Here is a 22,457-nt window from a genome sequence, read left to right on the forward strand (position 1 = left end):
GCATCAGGCTTGCGCAGCCAACGCCTTGGCGCGGGTTTCGCTCAGCGAAGATACCGGCGTCAGCGCTTCCGGACTGATCGTAAGCTCGATGATGGCGGGAAGGCCGCTTGCCACGGCTTCATCGAAGGCGCGCGCGAAGTCTTCCGTCCGCTCCACATGGACGCCGAAGCCGCCGCAGGCCCGCGCAAGCGCCGCAAAGTCGGGATTGGCGAGATCGGTGCCGGAAACGCGGCCGGGATAGGTCCGCTCCTGGTGCATGCGGATCGTTCCGTACATGCCGTTGTTGCAGACGATAACAATCAGCGGCAGCCGGTTTTCGACCGCGGTCATGAACTCCAGCCCGGTCATCTGGAAGCAGCCGTCGCCGGCGAACGCGATCACGGTGCGTTCGGGATACTGCAGCTTGGCGGCCACCGCCGCCGGCAAGCCGTATCCCATCGAACCCGAGGTCGGCGCGAGCTCCGTACGATATTGCCGATAGCGCCAGAAACGGTGCACCCAGACGGCATAATTGCCGGCGCCGTTGCAGATGATGGTGTTAGGCGGCAAGCGATCGCTCAAACTGCGTACGATCTGCGAGAGCTGCACGTCGCCGGGCGAGCGCGTCGGCTCGGCAAAGGCGAGATAGTCGGCATGCGCCGCCTTGACATAGTCGGCACGCGATCGGTGCTTCGGCTCCAGCCGCTTGATCGCGGCCGCGAACGCGGCGCTGCTCGCGACCACGCCGAGCGTCGGCGAATAGACGCGGCCGATCTCTTCGGGATCAGGATAGACGTGAACCAGCGGCTGTCTTGGCTTCGGAATATCGAACAGCGTGTAGCCGGATGTGGTGGCCTCCCCCAGCCGCGCGCCAAGCGCGATCACCAGATCGCTGCTGCGGATCCGGTCGGCGATTTTTGCGTCGAGGCCGATGCCGACATGGCCGCCATAGCAGGGATGCAGATTGTCGAAATAGTCCTGGCAGCGGAACGAAACGCCGACGGGCACTTCATGCGCTGACGCAAACGCCTCGAGATCGCGGCGCGCCTGATCGCTCCATCCGCCGCCGCCGACGATCAGGAATGGCTTCTTCGCCTCCGAAAGCAGTGCATGGAATTGCCGTAGGGCGCCGTCATCGGGCGCGATGGGAAGCGGATTGTAGGGCGGCGCATCCGTCACTTCGGCGGTATCGGTGAGCATGTCCTCAGGCAGCGCCAGCACGACCGGACCGGGACGGCCCGAGGTCGCGGTGAAGAAGGCGCGCGAGATGAACTCCGGAATCCGCCGTGCATCATCGATCTGGGCGACCCATTTCGCCATCGGCCCGAACATCAGCCGATAGTCGATTTCCTGAAACGCCTCGCGTTCCATCATGTCGCGTCCGACCTGACCCAGCAGAAGGATCATGGGCGTTGAATCCTGAAAGGCGACATGGACGCCGGCGGACGCATTGGTGGCGCCGGGCCCGCGCGTGGCGAACGCAATACCCGGGCGGCCCGTCAGCTTGCCATAGGCATCTGCCATCATGGCGGCCCCGCCTTCATGCCGGGCGTTGATGAACCGCACGCGCTGGCTCTGGTACATGCCGTCGAGCGCCGCGAGAAAGCTCTCGCCGGGCACGCCGAACACGGTATCGGCGCCGTGCAAGGCCAATTGCTCGATCAGAATATGTCCACCGGTTCGAAGATTTGCGTCCATCGTCTCGTCCCTCTGTTGCGGGATCACGGATTTGGGACCGGCTTAAAGAATGGCGTCGGCACCAGCAACCGGTTTTCGCGCGAGATCAGATATGCTGCCGGTCATCCCTGTTGTTGATCTTTCGGCCTTACCCGCGCCTCAACACCGGTCACAGCCTCATAGGCCTTGATAACGGCGGTGCAGGATTCACCATCGTGCCCCAGCAGCGCTGCCTGCCGGTAGGTCTGATGCACCGCTTCCGCCATGAATCCCGGCAGGCCTGCTTCCTCCAGCCAGCGCGCGTAGTAACGGACGTCCTTGCGGGCGTTGGCCAGCGACATCAGCGGGGTGAAGTCGCCATCGAGCGTGGCCTGGCCATAGAGATCGAGCATGCCGCTCTTTCCGCCCGCCGCCGAGATGATGCGGATCAGTTGGGACAGATCGAGCCCATCCTTTGCGGCAAGCGCAAAGCCCTCGCACCACGCCGCAACATTGGCGAAGGCGATGTAGTTGTGAATGAGCTTGAGGCGGATGGCGTGCCCCAGCGGGCCGATGTGGAAGATGTTTTCGGCATAGAGCTCGAAATAGGCCCTGAGGTCTTCGAGCAGATCGCGCTCGCCGCCGAACAGCACATTGACCTTGCCGATGTCGGCGTGTTTCGGGGTCCGCGTCATCGGCGCCTCGGCGTAGCGCCCGCCGGCCGCGCGCACCATGCGGTCGAGCTTTGCGACCATCTGCGGACTGCCCGTGGTGTGGTCCACGATGACAAACCCCGGCGCCGCACTGGCGAGCAGCCCATTGGTACCAGTGAGCAGCGCCTCGACGTCCTCGGCCTCATTCACGCAAATCATGACAATACGGCAATCGCGAATTTGCTGCAGATTGCCCGCGGCCGTCGCCCCAAACGATTGGGCAATCGCGACCGCAGCGGGGTTGAGATCAAAGGCGGTCACGGCCACGCCCTTCGCGACGAGGTTCTTTACCAAACCGCGTCCCATTCCTCCGAGCCCGATGAAGCCAACGCGTTCGAATGTCGTCATCTCAACTTCCGTGATTGTTCGAGAATTTCCTGGATTGGTGCGATGCTTTGCCGGATCCCGCCGGCGTCAGCGGGTCCCGACCGGCCCTGCCCCCGCCTTGCCGTAGACCGCGTCCGCCCGCTTTTCGAACGCGGCAGCAAAACGCTGGAACGCGGCATCGAACATCGTTCCCATCAGCATCGCCAGCATCCGGCTCTTGAATTCATAGGACAGGAAGAATCCGACGTCGCAGTCTGTTTCGGCCTTCGGTTCGAACGTCCAGCGGTTTTCGAGGTTGCTGAACGGGCCCTTCAGATATTCGACCATGATCTTCAGGTTCGGCCGGTCCAGTGTCACCCGGCTGGTGAAGGATTCCCGCACGAGCTTGAACGACACGGTCATGTCGGCGACGATGATTTCGGTGCCATCCCCCCTCGACGTGCGCTGACGTATCCTTAACGATTGGCACAGCGGCACGAATTCCGGATATCGCTCGACGTCCGCGACCAGATCGAACATTTGCACCGCGGTGTGATGCACCCGGCGCTTGCTGGAAAAGCGCGGCATCAGCGGTTACTCCAGCCGGGCTTCCAATGCAGCGCATCCCGCGAAACGAAGGGAATGCTTGTTATCTCCGACAGCCGCCGCGCAAATGTCGACTTGCCGGACCCGGAGGATCCCATGACGAGAACGCGTTGCATTGGTTCAATCCGAGGCTAGAGCATGATCCGGAAAAGTGGGCGCCGGTTTTCCGAAAAGATCATGCTCAAATCAAAGAGATCGAACGTGATGACTATTCGAAGAAAAGTCATCACGCTCCAGCCCGCGCTGTGCGCGCCGCTTGCAGCTTGGCAAAATCCTCGCCCGCATGGTGCGACGAGCGGGTCAGCGGGCTTGCCGATACCATCAGAAAGCCCTTGGTGTAGGCGACCTTCTCGTAGCCTGCGAATTCGTCCGGGGTCACGTAGCGCATGACGGCGTGATGCTTGCGGGTCGGCTGCAGATACTGCCCGATGGTCAGGAAATCCACCTCGGCCGAGCGCAGATCGTCCATCACCTGCAGCACCTCATGCCGCTCCTCGCCGAGGCCTACCATGATGCCTGACTTGGTGAAGATGGTCGGATCGATTTCCTTGACCCGCTGCAGCAGCCGGATCGAATGGAAATAACGCGCACCCGGGCGAACGCTGAGATAGCGCGCCGGCACGGTTTCCAGATTGTGGTTGAACACATCGGGTTTCGCGGCCACGACCACTTCCAGGGCGCCTTCCTTGCGCAGGAAGTCCGGGGTGAGGATTTCGATGGTCGTGGCTGGGCAACGCTTGCGGATCGCGCGAATTGTCTGCGCAAAATGCTCCGCGCCGCCGTCGGCGAGATCGTCGCGGTCGACCGAGGTCACCACGACATGGGTGAGCCCGAGCTTGAAGGTCGCCTCCGCGACATGTTCCGGCTCAGCGGCCTCGAGCGCGCCGGGCATGCCGGTCTTGACGTTGCAGAACGCGCAGGCGCGCGTGCAGGTGTCCCCCATGATCATGAAGGTGGCGTGCTTCTTGTCCCAGCACTCGCCGATGTTCGGGCAGCCCGCCTCCTCGCACACCGTGACGAGGCCGTTCTCCTTGACGATCTTTCTGGTGTCCGCATAGCCGCGGGTGTTCGGGGCGCGCACCCTGATCCAGTCCGGCTTTGGCGGCGACAGCGCATCCGGCCGGTTCACCTTTTCGGGGTGACGCGGGCGCACCTGGTTGACGGAAACGGTATCGACGAGAACGACCATGTTAAGTCCGAATATTGCGAGAAACCCTAGCTAATCCGTGTCGCCTATCGCCGCAACCTCAGTTGCGGGAAGGCCGCAACTCGGTTGCGGAAAACCGCAACCTAGCTCGCCGAACCTAGCAGAAACATGCAACATATGGGCAGTTATCACCCGTTCCGCCGTGATTCCCACCTGAAAATGGCTCAAAATCCAAAGCCGGCCGATGCCGCCGCCCCACGCCTCGGCAAGCCGCTGAAACGCTCGTTCTTTGGCCGCAGCGTGCATGAGGTCGCGCCCGACCTGATCGGGGCGACGCTCCTGGTCGACGGCGTCGGCGGCATCATCACCGAGGTCGAGGCGTATCACCATCTGGACCCGGCCGCGCATTCGTTTCGCGGGCCGACGCCGCGTAACCGCGTGATGTTCGGCCCACCGGGATTCGCCTACGTCTATCGCTCCTACGGCATCCACTGGTGCGTCAATTTCGTCTGCGAGGCGGAAGGCTCAGCCAGCGCCGTACTGATCCGCGCACTTGAGCCGACCCACGGCTTGCCTGCGATGCGCCGACGACGCGGTCTGCAGGACGCGCGCGCTCTGTGCTCCGGCCCGGGCAAGCTCACGGAAGCGCTCGGCATTACGATCGAGCACAACGAGCTGCCGCTCGATGCTCCGCCATTCGCGTTGCATGCGCGACTCGGCAATGCCGACATCGCTGCGGGCGTGCGGATCGGAATCACGAAAGCGGTCGATCTCCCCTGGCGCTATGGGTTGAAGGGGTCGAGATTTCTGAGCAAGCCGTTTTGATGGCCAGGCAGTATCAACATCACCAGCTGTCGTCACCCGCGAAGGCGAGGGCTTCGCGGGTGACGACGATTGAATGTGACTTCGCATTCTCGCGACGCAGATAGCGCCCGAGGCTGTGCGAGGTTCATCCGCCTCTCCAATCAGAGGGCGCAGCGAATACCGGGTGCCGGTGCGCGGGATGACCGTCAGGATGGGCGGCTTAACAGATCAGCGAAGCGCTGCAGGTACAGCGGCCAACCCTGATCACCCGCAACCCCATCGCGCACGCTTTGCCACCCCTCGCCGTGGCGCTCCAGGTGTCGGTGCTCGATCTCAACGCGTGTCCGGTGCGCCGTCTCGGCGGTAAATCGCACTTCCCACTCGCTGGTCTTATTCGGATCGGTCTCGATCTGCCATTGCGGGCTAATGTTCCAGCTCAGCAGCACTCGATTGGGCGGCTCGTAAGCCAGCACGCGCGCCCATCGGCACTCGCTGCCGTCAATGCCGCGGTCATACAGATGGCCACCAACTCGAGGTTCGAATACCGTCTCGGCGATCGGCACGCTTAGCAGGTTGTGCTCGGCGGGTTTGAAGCGGCCAAAGTCCTCGGTGAAGACCTTGAACGCGTGCCCGATGGGTGCCTCCACCACGATACAGTGCTTGACAGATGCGATTGCTGCTTGAGTGCTCATTTCGGCTCCTCCGGTGATTGCTCGATGGCTGTTTTGTAGGCTGCCATCGTCTTGCTCCAGAACACGTCGAGTTCCGCACGAAGGGCTGCCAACCCGGCGGGATCGACGCGGTAGATCCGCTGTTTGCCGGCCGGCGCGTCGACCACGAGCCCAGCGTCCTTCAAGACCCTCAGGTGCTGCGAGACTGCGGGGCGGCTGACCGGCAGGGCACGCGCCAGTCCACTGACCGAGCTCGGATGATCGACCAGCCGCTCGAATATCGTGCGCCTGGTCGCGTCAGCGAGCGCCGTCCACCCACTCTTCGCGTAAGCCATCGCTAACGCGTAAGGCTAGACTTACGTGTTGTCAAGTTACATTTCAACGCGAGCCCAACCCAGGGAGGGCTCGTCATTCACGCGCGCCGCAAGCACCGGCCATTTCCGGCAGGGGTCCGATCCGTGGCTATGGGTGAAGAGCATCTAGCCGCGGGGCTGCGCTCCGTATTGCCTTCGGTTTGAGTCGAAACCAGTAACGATGCAGTAACGACGAGCATCGCTCGTTCAACAATCGCAACATCGACTCAATCCCGTCACCACACGCCCACGTTGAACGCGTAAGTGTGGCCTGCTGTTTCGCTTTGCGCAAGCGAAGTGCTCATAGGTTGTGCTGCGTGGAACACGCAGCGTGGTGGGTCTGCGCAAGCCACGGAGCCACCAAGCAGCAACAGAAACTGCAAAATAAAAGGAGCTGCACGATGGCGGGCGTGTTCCCTGTTCAAGGATTTGGATTCCTCTCCAACTACAATGGTGCATTCGTCGCCAGTTCCGCGCTGGCCGCCATGCAGGCGATCGCCGGCACCAATGCAAACTCGATCGAACTCGCTCCGCGGCTGTTTATGCAAACCAGGACGTCGAGTGACGTCTTCGCCGATCCGAACAAGACCGAGAGCGGCGCCAATATTCTGCAGGCCATTGCGAATGCGCAGGCGCTCGGCCTTTCGGTCACGCTGAAGCCTATGGTCTCGGCCCTCGATGGCTCGCTTGCATACGTGCTCAATCCGAGCGATCCCGCCGCTTTCTTTGCTTCCTACAAGAACCATATGGTTCGTATGGCTGAAATCGCCGAACAAGCAGGCGTCAGCATGCTTGTGATCGGCAATGAGCTGGGCAAGCTCTCCGGCCCTGAATACCGAAATTATTGGGTCGACCTCATCGATTCCGTACGCGCCGTGTTCCACGGCGAGATCACCTATGCTGCCGCAACCGACGAAGCCATCAATGTCAGCTTCTGGGACAAGGTTGATGTCATCGGAATCAATGCATATCCGCCGCTGACGACGAAAACGGACCCGACCGTCGAGGAGATGGTCAATGCGTGGAACAACATGTCCACCGACGACTACTGGGCGAAGGTGATGAACCATATGTCGCCGGTCGATTTCTTCCATTCCCTTGCCTTGCAGTACAACAAGCAGGTGTTCTTCACCGAGACCGGCTACCGCAGCGTCGACGGAACTAATATCAGTCCGGGCGGCTGGGCCGAGAGCACGACGCAAGATGTCCAGGAGCAGTACGATGCCTTCAACGCCTTCTTTCAGGTGTGGGGGTCGGAAGGCGGAAGTTGGTTCAGGGGCGCGTCGATCTGGAACTGGGATACGAACAACAAGTATTCGCCGATCGGCTATTCGCCCGAAGGCAAGCCTGCGCAGGGGTTGATTACCGAGTGGTACGGAGGTCAGCACCAGCCGCCCGGTCAAACCCTAACGGGTTCTCCCTCCGCCGATTTGATGGATGTCGGCGGCGGCAATGACGTGCTGTCAGGCGAAGTGGGCAACGACACGATCAAGTCAGACGGCGGCGACGACACCATTACCGGCGGCCCCGATGTAATTCCGAAACTCACGGAGACGTCAGTGACGGTGACAGGCTACAGCCCCGTCGTCGACGGAGTTGGCGCTCAGATGCAGCTTCTGATCAACGGGCAGCAGGTCGGCAGCACGGTCGAATTCCACAATGCCACCGACGCGTCGGGATTCCAGACCTTCACCTTCACATTCCCCAATCCAGACAGCATATCGAGTCTCGATCTCGCCTTCATCAACGACTTCACCAGCACCAATGGCGACCGCAACCTCTACATCAAGGACATCACGGTCAACGGCGAGCATCTGTCGGTTTCCGATGCGGTCAACACGAGCTCGCCAGGCACCTGGAACCTCTATCACAACAGGTCCATCCACTATGACATGACCGGTCATCAGGACCTGTTCTTCGGATCGTCGACCGACAACGACAATCTTGAAGGAGGCGCCGGCACGGACCTGATCAACGGCGGCGCTGGCGCGGACGTGATCAACGGCGGCGCGGACAACGACACCCTCAACGGCGGCGCCGGCGCGGATGTGATCCATGGCGGTGCGAACGACGACGCGCTCAATAGCGGCGCCGGCATCGCGACCGCGACCGATCAGCTTTATGGCGACGACGGCAACGACATCATCAAGGCCAGCACCGGCGACACCGGTGCCCTGCTCGACGGCGGCGCCGGCAAGGACCAGCTTTATGGCTCCTGGGTAGCGAATGTCATGAACGGCGGTGACGGCAATGACTATCTCTCCGGCGGCGGCGGGCTGGACGTCATGCATGGCGACGCCGGCGATGACCAGCTCAAAGGCGGCCCGGCGGCAACCAGGATGTATGGCGACGACGGCAACGACAGCCTGCAAGGCGGTACGGGCAACGAGCTCCTGTATGGCGGCAGCGGCAACGACCGGCTGATCGGTAGCGGCGGAAACGATTATCTGGCCGGCGGGTCCGGCAATGATACATTCGTTTTCGCCGCCGGCTTCGGCAAGGACACAGTTGCAGACTTCCAGAACAGCGATGGTGTGCAGGACCGCGTTCAAATCGACAAGGCGATATTTGCCGACTTCAGCGCGCTCCAGTCTCACATGGCCGAGGTTGGCACGAGCGTCGTGATAACGGTCGACGCCAACAACACGATCGAGATTCAGAACGCGACATTGAGTCAGCTCCACGCCAGCGATTTTCTGTTCGTCTGAGGCTGGCCCATCGATCTGGTCCTCGATGAGACTTCCGCCGTCATTGCGAGGAGCGAAGCGACGAAGCAATCCATCTATCCGTTATGCCGCGATATGGATTGCTTCGCTCCGCTCGCAATGACGGGGATAGTTTTGCGCCTTGCCACCACTCCGCCCGATGGCAGACCGCTTCGACCTTGTTGCCGTCGGGATCGCGCAGGAACGCGCCGTAATAGGCGGCGTGATAGTGCCGCAGGCCGGGTGGGCCGTCATCGGTGCCGCCGGCGGCGATACCGGCGCGCCAGAACGCATCCACTTCGCTTCGCGATTTCGCCTTGAAGCACCAATGACGGCCGGTGGCCTCGTCCGGCTTCGCGCCTCTGTAGATGGCGATGTAGACGCGATCCGGATGCTCCGCGTCAGCCCGTTCGCCATAGCCGAGCCAGCGGTCGCTGCGGCCGACCTTGGCGACATCGAGTGCTTTCATGATCGCGTCGTAGAATCGTTCGGCGGCGGCGAAATCGGAAACCGTGATGGAGATGTGGTCCAGCATCGATCGGGCCCTTGAGGATGCTTCAGTCGTCATTGCGAGCGGAGCGAAGCAATCCATCGCGCCACACGAGAGGGGAGATGGATTGCTTCGTCGCTTCGCTCCTCGCAATGACGGAGCTAGCGGCTAAGACGCGTTCTTCAACCGCTCCAGCGCCTCGAGGATCTTGGCCTTTCGCGCCACCGCCGCCTCGCGCTTTTCCTTTTCTTCCTCGACGATCTCTTCGGGCGCGTTCGCCACGAACTTCTCGTTGCCGAGCTTGGCATCGACCCGCTTGATGTCGGCGTCGGCCTTGACGATTTCCTTGTCGAGCCGGGCCTTTTCGGCCGAAAGGTCGATGACGCCCTTCAGCGGCAGGGCCACGACTTCGCCGCGCACGAGCAACTGCACGGCGCCTTCCGGCGAGCGATCGGCGAAATTGATCTCCGCCAGCCGCGCCAACCGCTTGACGATGTCGTTCCAGCGCTGCGCGCGCTCCTTGGTCTCCACAGACGCTCCCGACAGCACCACCGGGATCAACGTCGCCGGCGGGATGTTCATTTCCGAACGGACCGAACGAATGGCGGTGACGAGATCGACCACCCAGCCGATTTCAGCCTCGGCGGCCGGATCGCTGAAATCGCCGGCATCGAGCGCAGCCATGGCCGGCGCGACCAGTGGATCGCCGGGCCCTGCCAGTGACATCGCGGCGATCTGATCTGGCGTCACCGAACTCGCCTTGCGCGGCCATTCGGCCAGCACGAGGAGGTCGTCGCGCTTCGTCGTCACCGCCCAAAGTTCCTCGGTGATGAACGGCATAAAGGGATGCAACAGCTTGAGGATCTCGTCGCGCGCCCAGGCGATCATGGCGCGGGTCTCGGCCTTGGCCGCGCCCTCCTCGCCCATCAGCACGGGTTTTGCGAGTTCGAGGTACCAGTCGCAATAGACGTTCCAGACGAAGCGGTAGATCGCATTGGCCGCATCGTTGAAGCGATAACCATCGATCGCTTCGGTGACCTCGCGTGTGGCCCGTGAGGTCTCATGGGCGATCCAGCGGTTGAGAGTCTGCTTTGCCTCCGCCGGCTCGAAGCCTGCGGGCTTCTCGCAGCCATTCATCTCGGCAAAGCGGCAGGCGTTCCAGAGCTTGGTCGCGAAATTGCGGTTGGTCTCGACGAGCTGCGGCGACAGTTTGATGTCGTGGTTATGGGCTGCGCCGCGCGCCAGCGCAAAGCGCAGCGCGTCCGCGCCAAAATCGTCAATGACGCCGAGCGGGTCGATGACGTTGCCTTTCGACTTCGACATCTTCGCGCCCTTCTCGTCGCGAACCAGGCGGTGGATGTAGACAGTCGAGAACGGCGGATCCTTCATGAAGTGCAGTCCCATCATCATCATCCGGGCGACCCAGAAGAAGATGATGTCCCAGCCGGTGACGAGAACGTTGGTCGGGTAATAGCGCTTCACTTCCGGCGTCTCATCGGGCCAGCCGAGTGTCGAGAACGGCCACAGCCCTGACGAGAACCATGTATCGAGCACGTCTTCATCGCGCGTGATGAAGCCCTCGCGCTTGGCAGGATCCTGCGCCATCTCGCGCCCCTGCTCTTCCGTGATGACTTCCTGCTCAACGTAATAGCCGAGCGCGTTGCCGACGGCTTCCTCTTCGGTCTCGGCAACGAACACCTTGCCGTCAGGGCCGTACCATGCCGGGATCTGATGGCCCCACCAGAGCTGGCGCGAGATGCACCAGGGCTGGATGTTTTCCATCCATTCGAAATAGGTCTTTTCCCAATTCCTCGGCACAAAAGTGGTCGCGCCCGAGCGCACGGCCGCGATCGCAGGCTGCGCCATGGTTCTGGCGTCGACGTACCACTGGTCCGTTAGATAAGGCTCGATGACGACGCCGGAGCGGTCGCCGTGCGGCACCATATGCGTGTTGGGCTCGATCTTTTCCAGGAAGCCGAAATCTTCCAGCCGCGCGACGATCTTCTTGCGCGCGGCGAAGCGATCGACGTTGTTCAGCTCTTCCGCAAGCATCAGCGCGCCTTCGGGCAAGCCGCGCAGATAATCCTCGTTATTAACGAGGGCCATGCAGCCCTCGCGATCGAAAACATTGATCTGCGGCAGGTTATGACGCTTGCCGACCTCGAAGTCGTTGAAGTCATGCGCCGGCGTGATCTTGACCGCGCCCGATCCCTTCTCGGGATCGGCGTAGTCGTCGGCAATGATTGGGATACGGCGGCCGACCAGCGGCAGGATGACGTGCTGGCCGATCAGATGCCCGATACGTTCGTTCTCCGGATGGACGGCAACCGCGGTATCGCCCAGCATCGTCTCGGGACGCGTGGTCGCGACCACGATGAAGGTCGAAGCGTCATCGGGATTGAAGGTCTTGCCCGCGATCGGATAGCGCAGATACCAGAGACTGCCCTTGACCTCGACCTGCTGCACTTCGAGATCGGAGATCGCCGTGAGCAGTTTTGGATCCCAATTCACCAGCCGCTTGTCTTTATAGATCAGCCCTTCGCGGTGCAGTTCGACGAACACCTTCACGACGGCGCGCGACAGGCCTTCGTCCATCGTAAAACGTTCGCGCGACCAGTCGCAGGAGGCGCCAAGGCGTTTCAACTGATTGACGATGGTGTCGCCGCTCTCCGCCTTCCACCGCCAGACACGTTCGAGGAATTTGGCGCGGCCCAGGTCGCGGCGGCCCGGCTCCTGCCGTTCCATCAATTGCCGCTCGACCACCATCTGGGTGGCGATGCCGGCATGGTCGGTGCCGGGCTGCCACAGCACGTCGCGGCCGCGCATGCGCTCGAAGCGGCAGAGGATGTCCTGCAGCGTGTTGTTCAGCGCGTGGCCCATGTGCAGCGAGCCCGTCACATTCGGCGGCGGGATCACGATCGTGAACGGCGCGGCGTCCTTGCGCTCGGGACGGCCGGCCTTGAACGCGCCGCTCTCCTCCCAGATTCGGGACATGCGGCTTTCGATATCGGCGGGCTGGTAGTTTTTCTCGATCATGGCACTGCAAATGGGGATGCTGGGGGCGTTCTTGAGCAACCGTCACCGGTTCGCCCAAAGAATACGTATCAAAACAACGTGGGTAAGCGCCCGGTTCTGATGTGATCGGCACCGGACGGCCCCTAGAAAGCCGCCACAGCGCCTCAAGTCAACCTGACAAGTCAATCGGGGGCAGCGGGGAGCCGCGGTAACGGCCGGTCAGGCGGCTGAATGAGGCCGTGGTGACCGGTTTGGTCGGGCAGCGGGAACTACCGCCCGCGCGAAACCCGCTCGATTTCGGCCTTGACGATCCGCTCCACCAATCCCGGCAAATTGTCGTCGAGCCAGGATTTCAGCATCGGCCGCAACATCTCCTTGACCAGATCCTCCAGCGTCCGCGCGTTGTTGCTGAGCACGGTATTGGCGAGCGAATTGAAGGCGGATTCCACGGCGGAGACGGTCGAATGCGATAAAATTGGTCGCGTTGGCGCGCTCTCGAACGGCGGCGGCTCGTAGGCCTGCTGGCGACGTGACGCCTTGGCTTCGGTGAATTCGATGTCGTCCTGAGGTTCGACTTTGCTGAATGTTGCTGCGGCGGGGGCTGGTGTCGGCTCCGGCAATGCCATCTCGTCGGTGAGTTCGAACACGTCGGGTTCGGGTTGCGGCGCCGGCCTGACGTCGGCTTCGGGCGTCGCCGCATCGAGGCTCGCCAGCATCGCATCGATGTCGTCCTGGCTGTTGCTGACGGCCGGTTCGGGCGCGGGCGGCGGCGGGGCCGGCTTCGGTGCGGGAGCCGGCTTCGGCGCCGGGGCAATCGCCGACGGCGGAATATCCTTCATCACCGGCCTCGCGGCGGCGTGCTGGCTCGCCGGCTTCTCGGCAGCCGCAGGCTTCGCCTCGTCGTCGGCAATGATGCGACGGATCGACGCCAGAATCTCCTCCATCGAGGGCTCTTGGACCTTTGCAGGTTGCGTCATCTCCGACTCCACATCGAAACCATTTTACACCAAAGCCACGAAGGAATTGCCGGTTCCGGAAATGCAGGCCGGGATTTTCATCGCACAAGCCTGACTTGTCCCCAGATCAAGCCCGCCCGCTGCATCGCGCGGAGGTCCTGTTCCCCTCAAAACGCAACCCGCCCCGCGTCTGTGAGATGTAAAGACGCGGCGCGAATCGCTCAGCTCGCCCCAGAAACGGTACGTCATGGCCACAATTGATTGCAAGCAAAGCGCCCGGCGCTTCAGGCGCCGGGCGACGATTTCATCCCGTCTGTGCGGAAATCTACTCGGAGATCAGCGGCCGTCGGGTGTGCGAACGCCGGCCCAGCTATCTCGCACCTGATGATAGTGCACGCTCGGGTCGTAGACCGTGGTCGGCAGGTTGAGCACCTGCGGCGACAGACGTCCGACCGTGTTCAGCACGGAGTATGACGCCACCACGCGGTCATGCTGCGCGGTGACGAGCGCGACGCGCGCATTCACCAGCGCCTGCTGGGCATTCAGCACGTCCAGCGTGGTGCGCTGTCCGGCCTTGGCCTCCTCACGCACGCCGTTCAGCGCGATTTCCGAGGCCTGCACCTGCGCTTGCGCGGAGGCGACCTGCGCCTTGCCGGCGACGAGCTGCCCCCATGCCGTGACCACGTTGGCGCGGGTCTGGTCGCGCGTCTGGTCGAGAACGAGGCGCTGCTGCGCCGCCGTTTCCTTGGACTGCCTGATCAGGGAGTATTCGCTGCCGCCCTGATAGATCGGCACCGAAAGCTGCGTGATCGCGGACGCGCCGAACGACCTGAATTGTATCAGGCTCTGCTCATAGGACTGCTGCACGGAGGCCTGAAGCGTGACCGTCGGCAACAGCGCGCCTTCGGCCACCTTGACCTGGAGGTAGCTAACGTCGATGCCGAACATCGCCGCGGTGACGTTCGGATTTTGCGTTAAGCCGAGCTCGACGGCAGCCGGGAGCGTCGTTGGCAGGAAGCGATCGACCGGCGAACCCGGCGCAAGCGCTTGCGGCTCGTTGCCGATGATCCGGCGGAAGTTCGAGCGCGTCGTCGTCAAATTGGCTTCCGCGGTCAGGAGCTGCGTCTTGCCGGCGGCGAGCTGCGCCTCCGACTGCGCAACGTCGGTGCGCGTGACTTCGCCGACATTGAAGCGGTCGCGCGTCTGTTTCAACGTCTGCTCGAGCACGCGAACGTTGCTCTTCTGCACCTCGACGATCGCGGAATCGCGCAGATAGTCCATGTAGATGGTCGCGGCACTGAGCAAGACGGTTTGCTCAAGGGCCCGCAGGGCCTCGCGCGCGCCGGAAACCTGACTCTCTGCCGCCCTTGTCCTGTTCGCGGTCTGCTGGCCGTTGAACAGCGTCTGCGTGACAGTGCCGCCGACGCTGCGCGGCGCATTGGTGCCGACGATAGGGGTTTTCACGAGAACGTCGGGGGTGCCACCCTGCGTGCTCAGCGTGTCCGTATATTGGACGCCTGCGCTGGCCGTGATCGCGACCCTGGGGCGGTAGCCCGACAGCGCCTGCGGCACGTTCTCGTCGGTGACGCGCACCTGCGCGCGTTGCGCATTGAGCTGCGGATTGTTCTGATAGGCGCGCACCAGCGCTGCCTCTATCGTGTCGGCCAAGACGGGCGTCGAGCCCATGCACCCCAATAGAAGGGCCGCGGCCGCAGCCCCGGCAAATGCCTTCACCCCACGCATCCCAAGCAATCCAATCATTTTTATGGTCGCCCGGCCCATGACCATGATCGCACACGATCATTAACCGAACGTCGCTTCACTCGAAGTGAGTCCCGGCTCACCTTATTCTGCGCGTCGGCTGGACGAAACTACCCTGCAAGCGAACGGCGTCGAAACTCTTTACGTGGGGCAATCTGGCCACACTTCTGATTTCGAAGGGGATTTAGCCGGCCCGGGAGGGCGATTATTGGGCCTGGAAACGGCTGAAAGGCTAGAAAACGAAGGCGGGAACGAGTTCCATGCCGGGCAGCACCGGGGCAGCGGCATCGAACAGCGACCGGTGACCGAAGTCGCCATGCCAACAGGTCACGATGGTAGCCCGCGCAGGCCGCGACATCGCAAAAATGCCCACCAAACGGCCGCCGCTTCGCAATTGCCCATAGAGCCGCTCCGGCACGATCTCGGTTGCGCCGTTCATAATGATGACGTCGTAGGGCGCGTTTGCCGGATCTCCATCGGCCGGCGCGGCGGCCCCGACGGCGACGTTTCCACAGCCAATACGGGCCATAATCGTCTGCGCTTTCGCCGCCAGCGCCGAATCGCTCTCCGTCGCAGTCACGTGAGAGGCGAATCGGGCGATCACGGCAGCGGCGTATCCGGTGGCGCAGCCGACGACCAGGACGCGGTCGGTCTCCTTGATCTCAGCCGCCTGCAGCATCTTCGCCAGCACCGCCGGCTGGATCAGGAACCGCTTCGCCGAGCCGCCTTCGCTGACGTCGAGATCGAGGTCCAGATAAGCCAGCGCCTGCTTGTTATCGGGAACGAAGGCCTCGCGCGGCACCGCCAGCATGGCATCGAGAATTCGGATATCGGTTACGTCGCTCGGACGCACCTGACCATCGACCATTTTCTGGCGCGCGGCGGCAAAACCGGACATAGCTTAAGACCCTGAAAAGCGTGCGGCATGGCCGCCGGAAGAGCTGAAACCGGGGTCATCTTTGGTACAAGCGCCGGCAAAACGCAACATGCGGACGTCTGTCGCCGAGCCGGCGCCTTAAGTAGCGGGAAGAGCCGCCTACTCGATCGGGACCGCGAGCCGCGCGATCAGCCGCGCGACCTCATCCAGATGTTCGGTATCGTGCTCTTCAATGGCTTGCGCGAGCCGAAGCAGGCATTCGTCGTCGCTCATGGCGGGAATGTCGCTCGGAACGATCGAAGGTACCGCGCGCATCAGGTCGTTCGTGATGGCTGGCATCGAATCAACTCCCGTGAAACCCAGCGTAACGGAGCCTTCGGGCCGATTGAGTCGAATTAGCGGCCCAATCCATGACGCCTGGGGATGACGGGATTGCACCTGCCAGGTTTCCATCACCGTTTGCCCGAGGGACAAAAATGACGATAAATCGTTGTGCCACAGGCGCTTTCCGCCCCTGCCTCAAGTAACGGCGCAGCCGGTGATTTGGTCCTTTGCAAGCCCGAAAGGCTTTGTTATACGCTCCCCGCTCGCGAACCTTTGTTTCGCCTGTTCCTCGGTAGCTCAGCGGTAGAGCATTCGACTGTTAATCGAATGGTCGCTGGTTCGAATCCAGCCCGGGGAGCCAGCGGCTTGCTTTTCCGTATCCATCCCGAAAACCCAGAAAAACCTTTAATCTACAGTCGGTGCGGCTTATTCCGCCGCTCCGCGCGCGCTCCGTCGCGATGAGCTGGAGGGCCGGATAGCCAACAGGGCCAAAGTCCGGCGGAGGCGGCGTTGCGGCCTGCCGTCTCGGTCACGTAGCGGAACCATAATCCAGATCAAGATCGGCGCTTGACAGCCGCCCAAGGAATTCGAGCAATAAGTTGCTCAACCCGCTTTCTGGGCTGGACGCTTCGCGGCTGGATCGCCGCGCTTGTGTGCGGTCGGCCACCGCGATGCCGACCCCGCTGCTTGCTTTTCGGTGATCGGGAGCATGTCACCCATGAAACGCTGTCGCGCTGCTTTCGCAATTGCCGCCCTGCTCGCACCAGTTGCGCACGCCAACGATGCCTTGGAAGCCAAGGTGCGGGCCTACGTTCCGGTCGTCTCCCTCGCGAAAGTATGTGACATCAGGATCAATGATGCCACCTTGGATGACCACCGCGCCATGCATGAAGCGGTGAAATCCGACGCGAACGCCAACAAACTCGCCTACCGCCTCCATTACGAAACGCAGACGGCCTACATCAAGGCCCGCGACGGAGGTCAACGGGCCACCTTCTGCAAGGACTTCATCGCAGCCAACAGCCAACACGCCAAGGCGCGCTTCACCGCCGTGGTCGAGGACCACATGGGCGATGTCAGCACTAGCGTGCAGAGAGCGATTGCCCACAACGTCTGCGGTGCGCCCCCCGTCAAGCTGTCCAAGGCCGACTGGAAACCGTACGCGCTCATCAAAAAGATGCTTCAGATCGAGCAGAAGTTGGCCAAGGAAAAGGCCGAGACGAACGGCTGGAACGTCACCGAGGAAACGACGGCGGTCACGGAACAGTTCTGCGCGGCGGTAAAAACCCGATGAGCATCATCGCGGCCAATTGTCCGAGCCCTGCTGATCGACCGCATGGCAGTTGACCCAAGTCGGGGTTCCGCGGCTCTTATCGCCCCTACGTCCCAGAAAGCAAAGCCCGCCGACCTGTTTGACGATTGACGCTTTCGACCATCGCCGCAACATGCTCCACGCCGCCGCGCGCCGACAGCGCAGCAGCGCGACCGCGACGACCAACGCGATGTATCCGAACAACGATACGCTCGGCGAGCGGCTCAGGCTGTATCTCAGGCTGTATGTTGAAGAGAACTTCCATGATGCTTGAAGAGGAGATCAAGCTTCACAGGTTCGCCGGTATCTCGCCAGAACAGTCTTTTACCAAGGCTGGCCGCGATCGCGAGGCGGTGGTGGCCGCCGATTAGAGTATGGTCATTCGTTGCTTTGGCGATGATCTCGCCGGCTTCGTCCACGATGATTTTCATGTGCCGCCTCCAATCCAGCGCGCCGGTCAGCGCCGCCGCGATGGTGCGCAATCCATCTAACCTCGTGCCGGACCCGACGTTCCAACCCATGAAGATCACGGCTTCCGTATTCGACATGCGCCCACATCGCGCACGGCCATGTGTACGGGATCGTGCGTAATTTACGCCGGAAGGCACGATGGCAAATACCCTCAAAGGGCGCACTCACGCGGTCCCCGCATTAACCCACTCCCTCGGGAGGACCCTGACGACCATTAGGGACCGCCGTCCCTCGACGGTCCGCGCCACCTGTCGACATTCGCGGCCGCCCTACCTTGCCGCAATCGCAGCGATAAACAGGGCGCAAGCCACCGTGGATGAGACCGTCCGCACGTGGTTCCACCACGTCCAGTCCGTCAGATAGCGCGCCCACAGCGATGCGGCCTCGTGGCTAGCGGGGTCAGCCGCGGCAAGCGCGTTGTTCAGGGGCACGTTGAAGATCATCGTGACGACGAACATGCCGAGCACATAGAGCACGCCGCCGGCCGCCATCGCGATCGCGCCGGGCTCGCCCCAGCGAAGCAGCGCGGTCACCGCCAGCGCTGCGCTTGCAACCGTCGTTCCCAGGAAGATCGGCATGAACAGCGACTGCACGATCGTGACGTTGATCGCATTCATCGCCGCAATGCCCGAAGCTTGTCCGATGCGGCCAAGCGCCGTCATGATGAAGGTCGAAAACGCGAAGTATAGACCGGCGAGCAGGCCGCAACCGATGGCGGAAAACCACAGCAAGACCGTGACGAACATCTGCAGCATGATCATGCCCTCCAGACACCGGTCGCGGCGGTTCGGCGGGCGTAATCGGAAAAGTCCCGCGCGGGACGGCCGAGCGCCTGTTCGACGCCATGCGCGACATCAGAATTGCGCCCGTCGAGCACGACAGCGAACAGCTCCAGCAAGAGTTCGACAACCTCAGTGGGCGCGTGGGGCCGCATGCCGGCTGCAAACTGTTCCGGCGCGATCTGCCGGTAGCGGACCGGCCGGCCCACGGCGGCGGCGATCTCGGCGACCGCTTGCGCGAAGGTCAGCGCGCGCGGCCCCGTCACCTCATAGACCTTGCCGACATGGCGCTGATCGGTGAGCGCCGCGACCGCCACCTCGGCGATGTCGTCGGCGTCGATGAACGGTTCGGGCACGGCGCCCGCCGGCAGCGCGATTTCGCCGGCCAGCACGCCATCGAGCAGATAACCTTCGGAGAAATTCTGGTCGAACCAGCTTGCGCGCACGATGGTCCAGGGAACGCCGGACTGCTGCAGCGCCGCCTCCGCCCGTTGCGCACCCGGCTCGCCGCGGCCCGACAGCAGGACGACCCGCGCCAGCCCGTTCTCGCGCGCCAGCCTGCCCACCTCGGCGATCGCATCACTGGCGCCCTCGACGGCAAGATCCGGCTGGTAGGTGACATAGGCCATCGAGACGCCGGCAAACGCCGCCGGCCATGTCTCGGGCCGGGTCCAGTCGAACGGCACCGGCGTCGAGCGCGACACCGGCCGCGTCGGGATGCTGCTCGCCCTTAGCAACGCACTGACGCGCGCACCGGTCTTGCCGGCGCCGCCGACAATCAGGATCGGGAGTTCTGACATGGGTAAATCCTTTCGAGGCACAATACGAGAATATCTCGTATTTGCTAAACCCGATAAACTCTCGTATTAGTAACGTCAAGTCGCTTTTATGTGAGAGGACCGATGGCGAGCAGGAAAGCCGGACCGAAAACGGCCGAAGCAGCGGCGCCCGCGTTGGCGCGCCTCTTCCCGACCCAGCAGCGCAGCCGCGACCGGTTCGAGAAAATTCTCGAATGCGCGGCAGGACTGATGGCTGAAAAAGGCAGCGAAGCCTTCCGCATGAGCGACGTCGTCGAACGCAGCGGCGTGCCGTTCGGCTCGCTCTACCAATACTTTCCCGACAAGACCGCGATCATCGGCACGCTCGCGGAACGTTACAACGCGATCGGCCGCGACTGCGTCCGGCGCGACCTCGCCTCGGTCAGGAATGCCAGGGATCTCTACCCGGCTTTGTGCCGCATCACCGACAGCTATTACCGGATGTTCATCGAGGAGCCCGTGATGCGCGACATCTGGCAGGCGACCCAGGCCGATCGGGCGCTGCAGAAACTCGACGAGGAGGACGGCACCTATCTGGCCGGCCTGCTCGGCGACGCGTTGCGGCGGATCGCACCCGATGCGCCCGCGGCCGCCCTCGCCTCGTTCTCACAACTGATCATGACGCTGATCGCCGCCGCCGTGCGCCATGCCATCGCGCAGGAGCCGAAGGAAGCCGCGCGCTTCCTGACGCTGTTCAAGCGGATGCTGCCGAAGAATCTGGCGGCGATGGATAGCACGTAGGCGGATGCTGCAACGCCGCTCTATCGTTCGAACACTGCCGCGCAGCCCGGGCTCAGGCTCGCCTTCTGCCGGCGCAGGCATGCGGTAATCGCCCGGGCGTTCGGGATCTCGCCGGCACATAGAGCCGGTCGCCATCAGTGTGAGCAGGAAACCGAGCGTCGAAGCCCGGCGGGAACGAAACAGAAGTGCCGCACTTCGCGCAAACCTTGCCTTCATGAGCGCGTCTCCTGGATCATGCCCCGCCTTGACAAGGCAGGCGCCATCCAGCCGAATACGCGAAGTAATTTTTGCAAAATGTGATTCTTCTCACGCTGGCACGCACGTGTGCGGCGCTAGCGTTGGCTCGCGGAACTCAACACTTTAGTAACCAGCTTTGCCGCGGTCGCCGCATCGTTAAAATTCGAGCGATCCGCTCAATCTGGAAACAAAATACTTTTGACACCATTGCCTCCGGAACCCCGGAGAGCGCGATGCGTGAAGTCGAATACGATTTGCTGCTGGAAGCCGTGCAGACGGCCATTGCGCCAGCACCGGAGGATGATTTCGTGATCCAGACCCAGCCTTTTTATCCCTCGCCGCGCGCCGCTAACGACAACGGGGCCTCTTGGCCGCTGGTTCCGTTTCCCGACGGCTGGTACGCCGCCGGCTGATCGCGGCCGGCTTACTGCGGCCTCTCATATAATCGGTGTAAGCCATTGATTATATGGATGGAGGCCACGACCAGAATTGAACTGGTGTACACGGTTTTGCAGACCGTTGCGTAACCACTCCGCCACGTGGCCCCATCGGGCGCACTCATATACGCCCTGCCCCGGATAGGCAACCAAGCAGCGCCAGTCCTGCGCCGCACTGGTTAGCAAACTGAAACAGTCCGAGTCTTCCGCCCGGCCCGGCGCCTCAGTCCCCGGACCTATCGCCGTGACGATTGTTCCGAAGGCCCAGTTTGGCGGTCCTTGCGCGGATACCTCCGACCGTCCGCTTCATTTCCATCGCGATGGCCCTCGGCGGCTTGCCGCTGCCGATCAACGATCGCAGCAGGACATCGTCTGCTGCCGTCCATTCAGCGCCGCTCAGTTGAAAGCGATCCTCACAGTTCGTTTCCTTGGCTGGCGGTGCAAACCTCGCCCACCCCAGCGTCTCATGGAAAATGACAACGAATGCGATCCAGAGAACGACTGCCCGCCCCTCGGACAGGGCGGCGGATTTGAAATGCCCGGTGCTGAATGTAGCCGGCAATGAAGCGCTCAGAGCGGGCCAGATGTCGCCGGCGATCGAATTGACGAAATACACGTACAACGACACCAAGGGGCCGGCGGCCATCGCACCTATGGCAGCAATCAGCCACAGCGGCAGTTTTCGCCGGATCCTTTTGCTAACCAGATGGGTCGTGAGGCCGGTCAACCACCAGGGAACAATGGCGAGGAACAGGACATAGGCGGCCGCGCCGGCGCCTCCCATGATGGCCGTATACGGTCCGAGAACGGCCGACAGTATCGCCAGCACGATCGGAACGCCGCAGAAGAAACCGAGATCGATCAAAGCCTGTTTCGACAGGCGCAAATGCGCAACAAATTCCATCCCGTCGCTCCGCTGGCATCCGACGCACCACTCATGACGCACCACTCTTAGTGCGAGAGATGGAACGGAGCAACGTGCCGGAACATCCGACCGGCCGTCTGGCGCGTTCCGTCATCGACATCCCAGTGACGGCCGTGCGGTTAGTCTTACTGCGTCATAAACCGTCAAACCTCATCCTGAGAGGCTGTGACCCTATTGGAGGTTAGCAGCTCTGGCGAAGAGGGATTGGGCTATGTGACTAGTCCAAACTGGCTAGCGTTGATTGTCCGGCTTCAAGCTGCAGCCCGGAGCAGGCGGTGGCCGGCCAGGATGTTGTTGGTGAGTGCGAACCAGTGCAGGACTGTCTGGACCTTTTTGAGGCCGCGTACCGTGAACTGCTGCAGGCCCCAGTTGCG

Annotated in this window: 21 protein-coding genes and 2 tRNA genes; 6 read left to right on the forward strand and 17 right to left on the reverse strand. The window is 62.4% G+C overall.

The genetic code is table 11. The features are described from left to right. Positions 1-3 precede the first annotated feature (3 nt). The 4 genes from GWE18_RS39130 to lipA form a co-directional block, all read right to left on the reverse strand. Positions 4-1,677, reverse strand: coding sequence for a thiamine pyrophosphate-binding protein (locus tag GWE18_RS39130; protein ID WP_275190876.1), 1,674 nt, complete (start codon positions 1,675-1,677; stop codon positions 4-6). Between the two features lie 101 nt (positions 1,678-1,778). Further along, a complete protein-coding gene (locus GWE18_RS39135) occupies positions 1,779-2,696 on the reverse strand; it encodes an NAD(P)-dependent oxidoreductase (protein WP_275190877.1) in 918 nt (305 codons plus the stop codon). Positions 2,697-2,762: 66 nt separating this feature from the next. Next, positions 2,763-3,242: an SRPBCC family protein gene (locus tag GWE18_RS39140; protein ID WP_275190878.1), complete on the reverse strand. Its 480-nt coding sequence runs from the start codon at positions 3,240-3,242 to the stop codon at positions 2,763-2,765. A 244-nt stretch (positions 3,243-3,486) separates the two neighbouring features. Further along, the gene (gene lipA / locus GWE18_RS39145) at positions 3,487-4,449 is read right to left on the reverse strand and encodes a lipoyl synthase (protein WP_275190879.1); all 963 of its coding nucleotides are present in this window, start codon (positions 4,447-4,449) and stop codon (positions 3,487-3,489) included. Positions 4,450-4,626: 177 nt separating this feature from the next. On the opposite strand from lipA, the gene GWE18_RS39150 reads away from it, so the two are divergent. Then, a complete protein-coding gene (locus GWE18_RS39150; RefSeq protein WP_275190880.1) occupies positions 4,627-5,232 on the forward strand; it encodes a DNA-3-methyladenine glycosylase in 606 nt (201 codons plus the stop codon). A 185-nt stretch (positions 5,233-5,417) separates the two neighbouring features. On the opposite strand, the gene GWE18_RS39155 is transcribed toward GWE18_RS39150, so the two are convergent. Both GWE18_RS39155 and GWE18_RS39160 read right to left on the reverse strand, forming a co-directional pair. Further along, complete coding sequence (locus GWE18_RS39155; RefSeq protein WP_275190882.1) at positions 5,418-5,903, reverse strand: SRPBCC family protein; 486 nt, start codon at positions 5,901-5,903, stop codon at positions 5,418-5,420. Beyond that, positions 5,900-6,217: a metalloregulator ArsR/SmtB family transcription factor gene (locus GWE18_RS39160; RefSeq protein WP_275190883.1), complete on the reverse strand. Its 318-nt coding sequence runs from the start codon at positions 6,215-6,217 to the stop codon at positions 5,900-5,902. Before GWE18_RS39160 ends, GWE18_RS39155 begins: the two co-directional genes overlap by 4 nt. Positions 6,218-6,636: 419 nt before the next feature. Between GWE18_RS39160 and GWE18_RS39165 the strand changes: the two genes are divergently transcribed. Further along, positions 6,637-8,943 (forward strand): carbohydrate-binding domain-containing protein, encoded by a 2,307-nt coding sequence (locus GWE18_RS39165; RefSeq protein WP_275190884.1) that lies wholly within the window; start codon positions 6,637-6,639, stop codon positions 8,941-8,943. A 40-nt stretch (positions 8,944-8,983) separates the two neighbouring features. On the opposite strand, the gene GWE18_RS39170 is transcribed toward GWE18_RS39165, so the two are convergent. The 6 genes from GWE18_RS39170 to GWE18_RS39195 all read right to left on the reverse strand — a co-directional run bounded on the left by GWE18_RS39170 (position 8,984) and on the right by GWE18_RS39195 (position 16,378). After that, on the reverse strand, positions 8,984-9,475 hold the full coding sequence (locus tag GWE18_RS39170) for a VOC family protein (protein ID WP_275190885.1): 492 nt from the start codon (positions 9,473-9,475) through the stop codon (positions 8,984-8,986). Positions 9,476-9,598: 123 nt separating this feature from the next. Continuing rightward, complete coding sequence (locus tag GWE18_RS39175) at positions 9,599-12,466, reverse strand: valine--tRNA ligase (protein ID WP_275190886.1); 2,868 nt, start codon at positions 12,464-12,466, stop codon at positions 9,599-9,601. A 248-nt stretch (positions 12,467-12,714) separates the two neighbouring features. After that, the gene (locus tag GWE18_RS39180; RefSeq protein WP_275190887.1) at positions 12,715-13,422 is read right to left on the reverse strand and encodes a DUF2497 domain-containing protein; all 708 of its coding nucleotides are present in this window, start codon (positions 13,420-13,422) and stop codon (positions 12,715-12,717) included. Positions 13,423-13,737: 315 nt separating this feature from the next. Continuing rightward, on the reverse strand, positions 13,738-15,144 hold the full coding sequence (locus GWE18_RS39185) for a TolC family outer membrane protein (protein ID WP_275190889.1): 1,407 nt from the start codon (positions 15,142-15,144) through the stop codon (positions 13,738-13,740). A 250-nt stretch (positions 15,145-15,394) separates the two neighbouring features. After that, on the reverse strand, positions 15,395-16,060 hold the full coding sequence (locus tag GWE18_RS39190; protein WP_275190890.1) for a protein-L-isoaspartate O-methyltransferase: 666 nt from the start codon (positions 16,058-16,060) through the stop codon (positions 15,395-15,397). A gap of 138 nt (positions 16,061-16,198) precedes the next feature. Next, positions 16,199-16,378: a hypothetical protein gene (locus tag GWE18_RS39195; protein ID WP_275190891.1), complete on the reverse strand. Its 180-nt coding sequence runs from the start codon at positions 16,376-16,378 to the stop codon at positions 16,199-16,201. Between the two features lie 271 nt (positions 16,379-16,649). Between GWE18_RS39195 and GWE18_RS39200 the strand changes: the two genes are divergently transcribed. Both GWE18_RS39200 and GWE18_RS39205 read left to right on the forward strand, forming a co-directional pair. Further along, positions 16,650-16,724: transfer RNA gene (locus GWE18_RS39200), tRNA-Asn, on the forward strand. 357 nt (positions 16,725-17,081) lie between these two features. Further along, the gene (locus GWE18_RS39205; protein ID WP_275190892.1) at positions 17,082-17,657 is read left to right on the forward strand and encodes a hypothetical protein; all 576 of its coding nucleotides are present in this window, start codon (positions 17,082-17,084) and stop codon (positions 17,655-17,657) included. A 254-nt stretch (positions 17,658-17,911) separates the two neighbouring features. Here GWE18_RS39205 and GWE18_RS39210 read toward each other — a convergent pair whose 3' ends face one another. The 3 genes from GWE18_RS39210 to GWE18_RS39220 form a co-directional block, all read right to left on the reverse strand. Then, on the reverse strand, positions 17,912-18,223 hold the full coding sequence (locus GWE18_RS39210; RefSeq protein WP_275190893.1) for a hypothetical protein: 312 nt from the start codon (positions 18,221-18,223) through the stop codon (positions 17,912-17,914). 192 nt (positions 18,224-18,415) lie between these two features. Further along, the gene (locus GWE18_RS39215; protein WP_275190894.1) at positions 18,416-18,901 is read right to left on the reverse strand and encodes an anthrone oxygenase family protein; all 486 of its coding nucleotides are present in this window, start codon (positions 18,899-18,901) and stop codon (positions 18,416-18,418) included. 2 nt (positions 18,902-18,903) lie between these two features. Then, complete coding sequence (locus tag GWE18_RS39220) at positions 18,904-19,725, reverse strand: NmrA family NAD(P)-binding protein (RefSeq protein WP_275190896.1); 822 nt, start codon at positions 19,723-19,725, stop codon at positions 18,904-18,906. A 102-nt stretch (positions 19,726-19,827) separates the two neighbouring features. Between GWE18_RS39220 and GWE18_RS39225 the strand changes: the two genes are divergently transcribed. Together GWE18_RS39225 and GWE18_RS39230 are read left to right on the forward strand one after the other, a co-directional pair. Further along, the gene (locus GWE18_RS39225; protein WP_275190897.1) at positions 19,828-20,484 is read left to right on the forward strand and encodes a TetR/AcrR family transcriptional regulator; all 657 of its coding nucleotides are present in this window, start codon (positions 19,828-19,830) and stop codon (positions 20,482-20,484) included. A gap of 470 nt (positions 20,485-20,954) precedes the next feature. Next, entirely contained in the window at positions 20,955-21,134 is a 180-nt protein-coding gene (locus GWE18_RS39230; protein ID WP_275190898.1) for a hypothetical protein, read from the forward strand. 58 nt (positions 21,135-21,192) lie between these two features. On the opposite strand, the gene GWE18_RS39235 is transcribed toward GWE18_RS39230, so the two are convergent. Further along, positions 21,193-21,266, reverse strand: a tRNA-Cys gene (locus GWE18_RS39235). Positions 21,267-21,381: 115 nt separating this feature from the next. Further along, entirely contained in the window at positions 21,382-22,062 is a 681-nt protein-coding gene (locus tag GWE18_RS39240) for a hypothetical protein (protein WP_275190899.1), read from the reverse strand. Between the last annotated feature and the right edge of the window lie 395 nt (positions 22,063-22,457).

This window comes from Bradyrhizobium sp. CSA112 (assembly GCF_029051645.1).
Classification (GTDB): Bacteria; Pseudomonadota; Alphaproteobacteria; order Rhizobiales; family Xanthobacteraceae; genus Bradyrhizobium.

Excerpts from the sequence above, each read along its gene's own strand:
- GWE18_RS39150 (WP_275190880.1), top strand. The coding sequence starts at position 4,627 with ATGGCTCAAAATCCAAAGCCGGCCGATGCCGCCGCCCCACGCCTCGGC.
- GWE18_RS39130 (WP_275190876.1), bottom strand. The coding sequence starts at position 1,677 with ATGGACGCAAATCTTCGAACCGGTGGACATATTCTGATCGAGCAATTG.
- GWE18_RS39230 (WP_275190898.1), top strand. The coding sequence starts at position 20,955 with ATGCGTGAAGTCGAATACGATTTGCTGCTGGAAGCCGTGCAGACGGCC.
- GWE18_RS39195 (WP_275190891.1), bottom strand. The coding sequence starts at position 16,378 with ATGCCAGCCATCACGAACGACCTGATGCGCGCGGTACCTTCGATCGTT.
- GWE18_RS39165 (WP_275190884.1), top strand. The coding sequence starts at position 6,637 with ATGGCGGGCGTGTTCCCTGTTCAAGGATTTGGATTCCTCTCCAACTAC.
- lipA (WP_275190879.1), bottom strand. The coding sequence starts at position 4,449 with ATGGTCGTTCTCGTCGATACCGTTTCCGTCAACCAGGTGCGCCCGCGT.
- GWE18_RS39220 (WP_275190896.1), bottom strand. The coding sequence starts at position 19,725 with ATGTCAGAACTCCCGATCCTGATTGTCGGCGGCGCCGGCAAGACCGGT.
- GWE18_RS39225 (WP_275190897.1), top strand. The coding sequence starts at position 19,828 with ATGGCGAGCAGGAAAGCCGGACCGAAAACGGCCGAAGCAGCGGCGCCC.
- GWE18_RS39190 (WP_275190890.1), bottom strand. The coding sequence starts at position 16,060 with ATGTCCGGTTTTGCCGCCGCGCGCCAGAAAATGGTCGATGGTCAGGTG.
- GWE18_RS39140 (WP_275190878.1), bottom strand. The coding sequence starts at position 3,242 with ATGCCGCGCTTTTCCAGCAAGCGCCGGGTGCATCACACCGCGGTGCAA.
- GWE18_RS39215 (WP_275190894.1), bottom strand. The coding sequence starts at position 18,901 with ATGCTGCAGATGTTCGTCACGGTCTTGCTGTGGTTTTCCGCCATCGGT.
- GWE18_RS39185 (WP_275190889.1), bottom strand. The coding sequence starts at position 15,144 with ATGCGTGGGGTGAAGGCATTTGCCGGGGCTGCGGCCGCGGCCCTTCTA.
- GWE18_RS39160 (WP_275190883.1), bottom strand. The coding sequence starts at position 6,217 with ATGGCTTACGCGAAGAGTGGGTGGACGGCGCTCGCTGACGCGACCAGG.
- GWE18_RS39205 (WP_275190892.1), top strand. The coding sequence starts at position 17,082 with ATGAAACGCTGTCGCGCTGCTTTCGCAATTGCCGCCCTGCTCGCACCA.
- GWE18_RS39155 (WP_275190882.1), bottom strand. The coding sequence starts at position 5,903 with ATGAGCACTCAAGCAGCAATCGCATCTGTCAAGCACTGTATCGTGGTG.
- GWE18_RS39170 (WP_275190885.1), bottom strand. The coding sequence starts at position 9,475 with ATGCTGGACCACATCTCCATCACGGTTTCCGATTTCGCCGCCGCCGAA.
- GWE18_RS39175 (WP_275190886.1), bottom strand. The coding sequence starts at position 12,466 with ATGATCGAGAAAAACTACCAGCCCGCCGATATCGAAAGCCGCATGTCC.
- GWE18_RS39240 (WP_275190899.1), bottom strand. The coding sequence starts at position 22,062 with ATGGAATTTGTTGCGCATTTGCGCCTGTCGAAACAGGCTTTGATCGAT.
- GWE18_RS39135 (WP_275190877.1), bottom strand. The coding sequence starts at position 2,696 with ATGACGACATTCGAACGCGTTGGCTTCATCGGGCTCGGAGGAATGGGA.
- GWE18_RS39180 (WP_275190887.1), bottom strand. The coding sequence starts at position 13,422 with ATGACGCAACCTGCAAAGGTCCAAGAGCCCTCGATGGAGGAGATTCTG.
- GWE18_RS39210 (WP_275190893.1), bottom strand. The coding sequence starts at position 18,223 with ATGTCGAATACGGAAGCCGTGATCTTCATGGGTTGGAACGTCGGGTCC.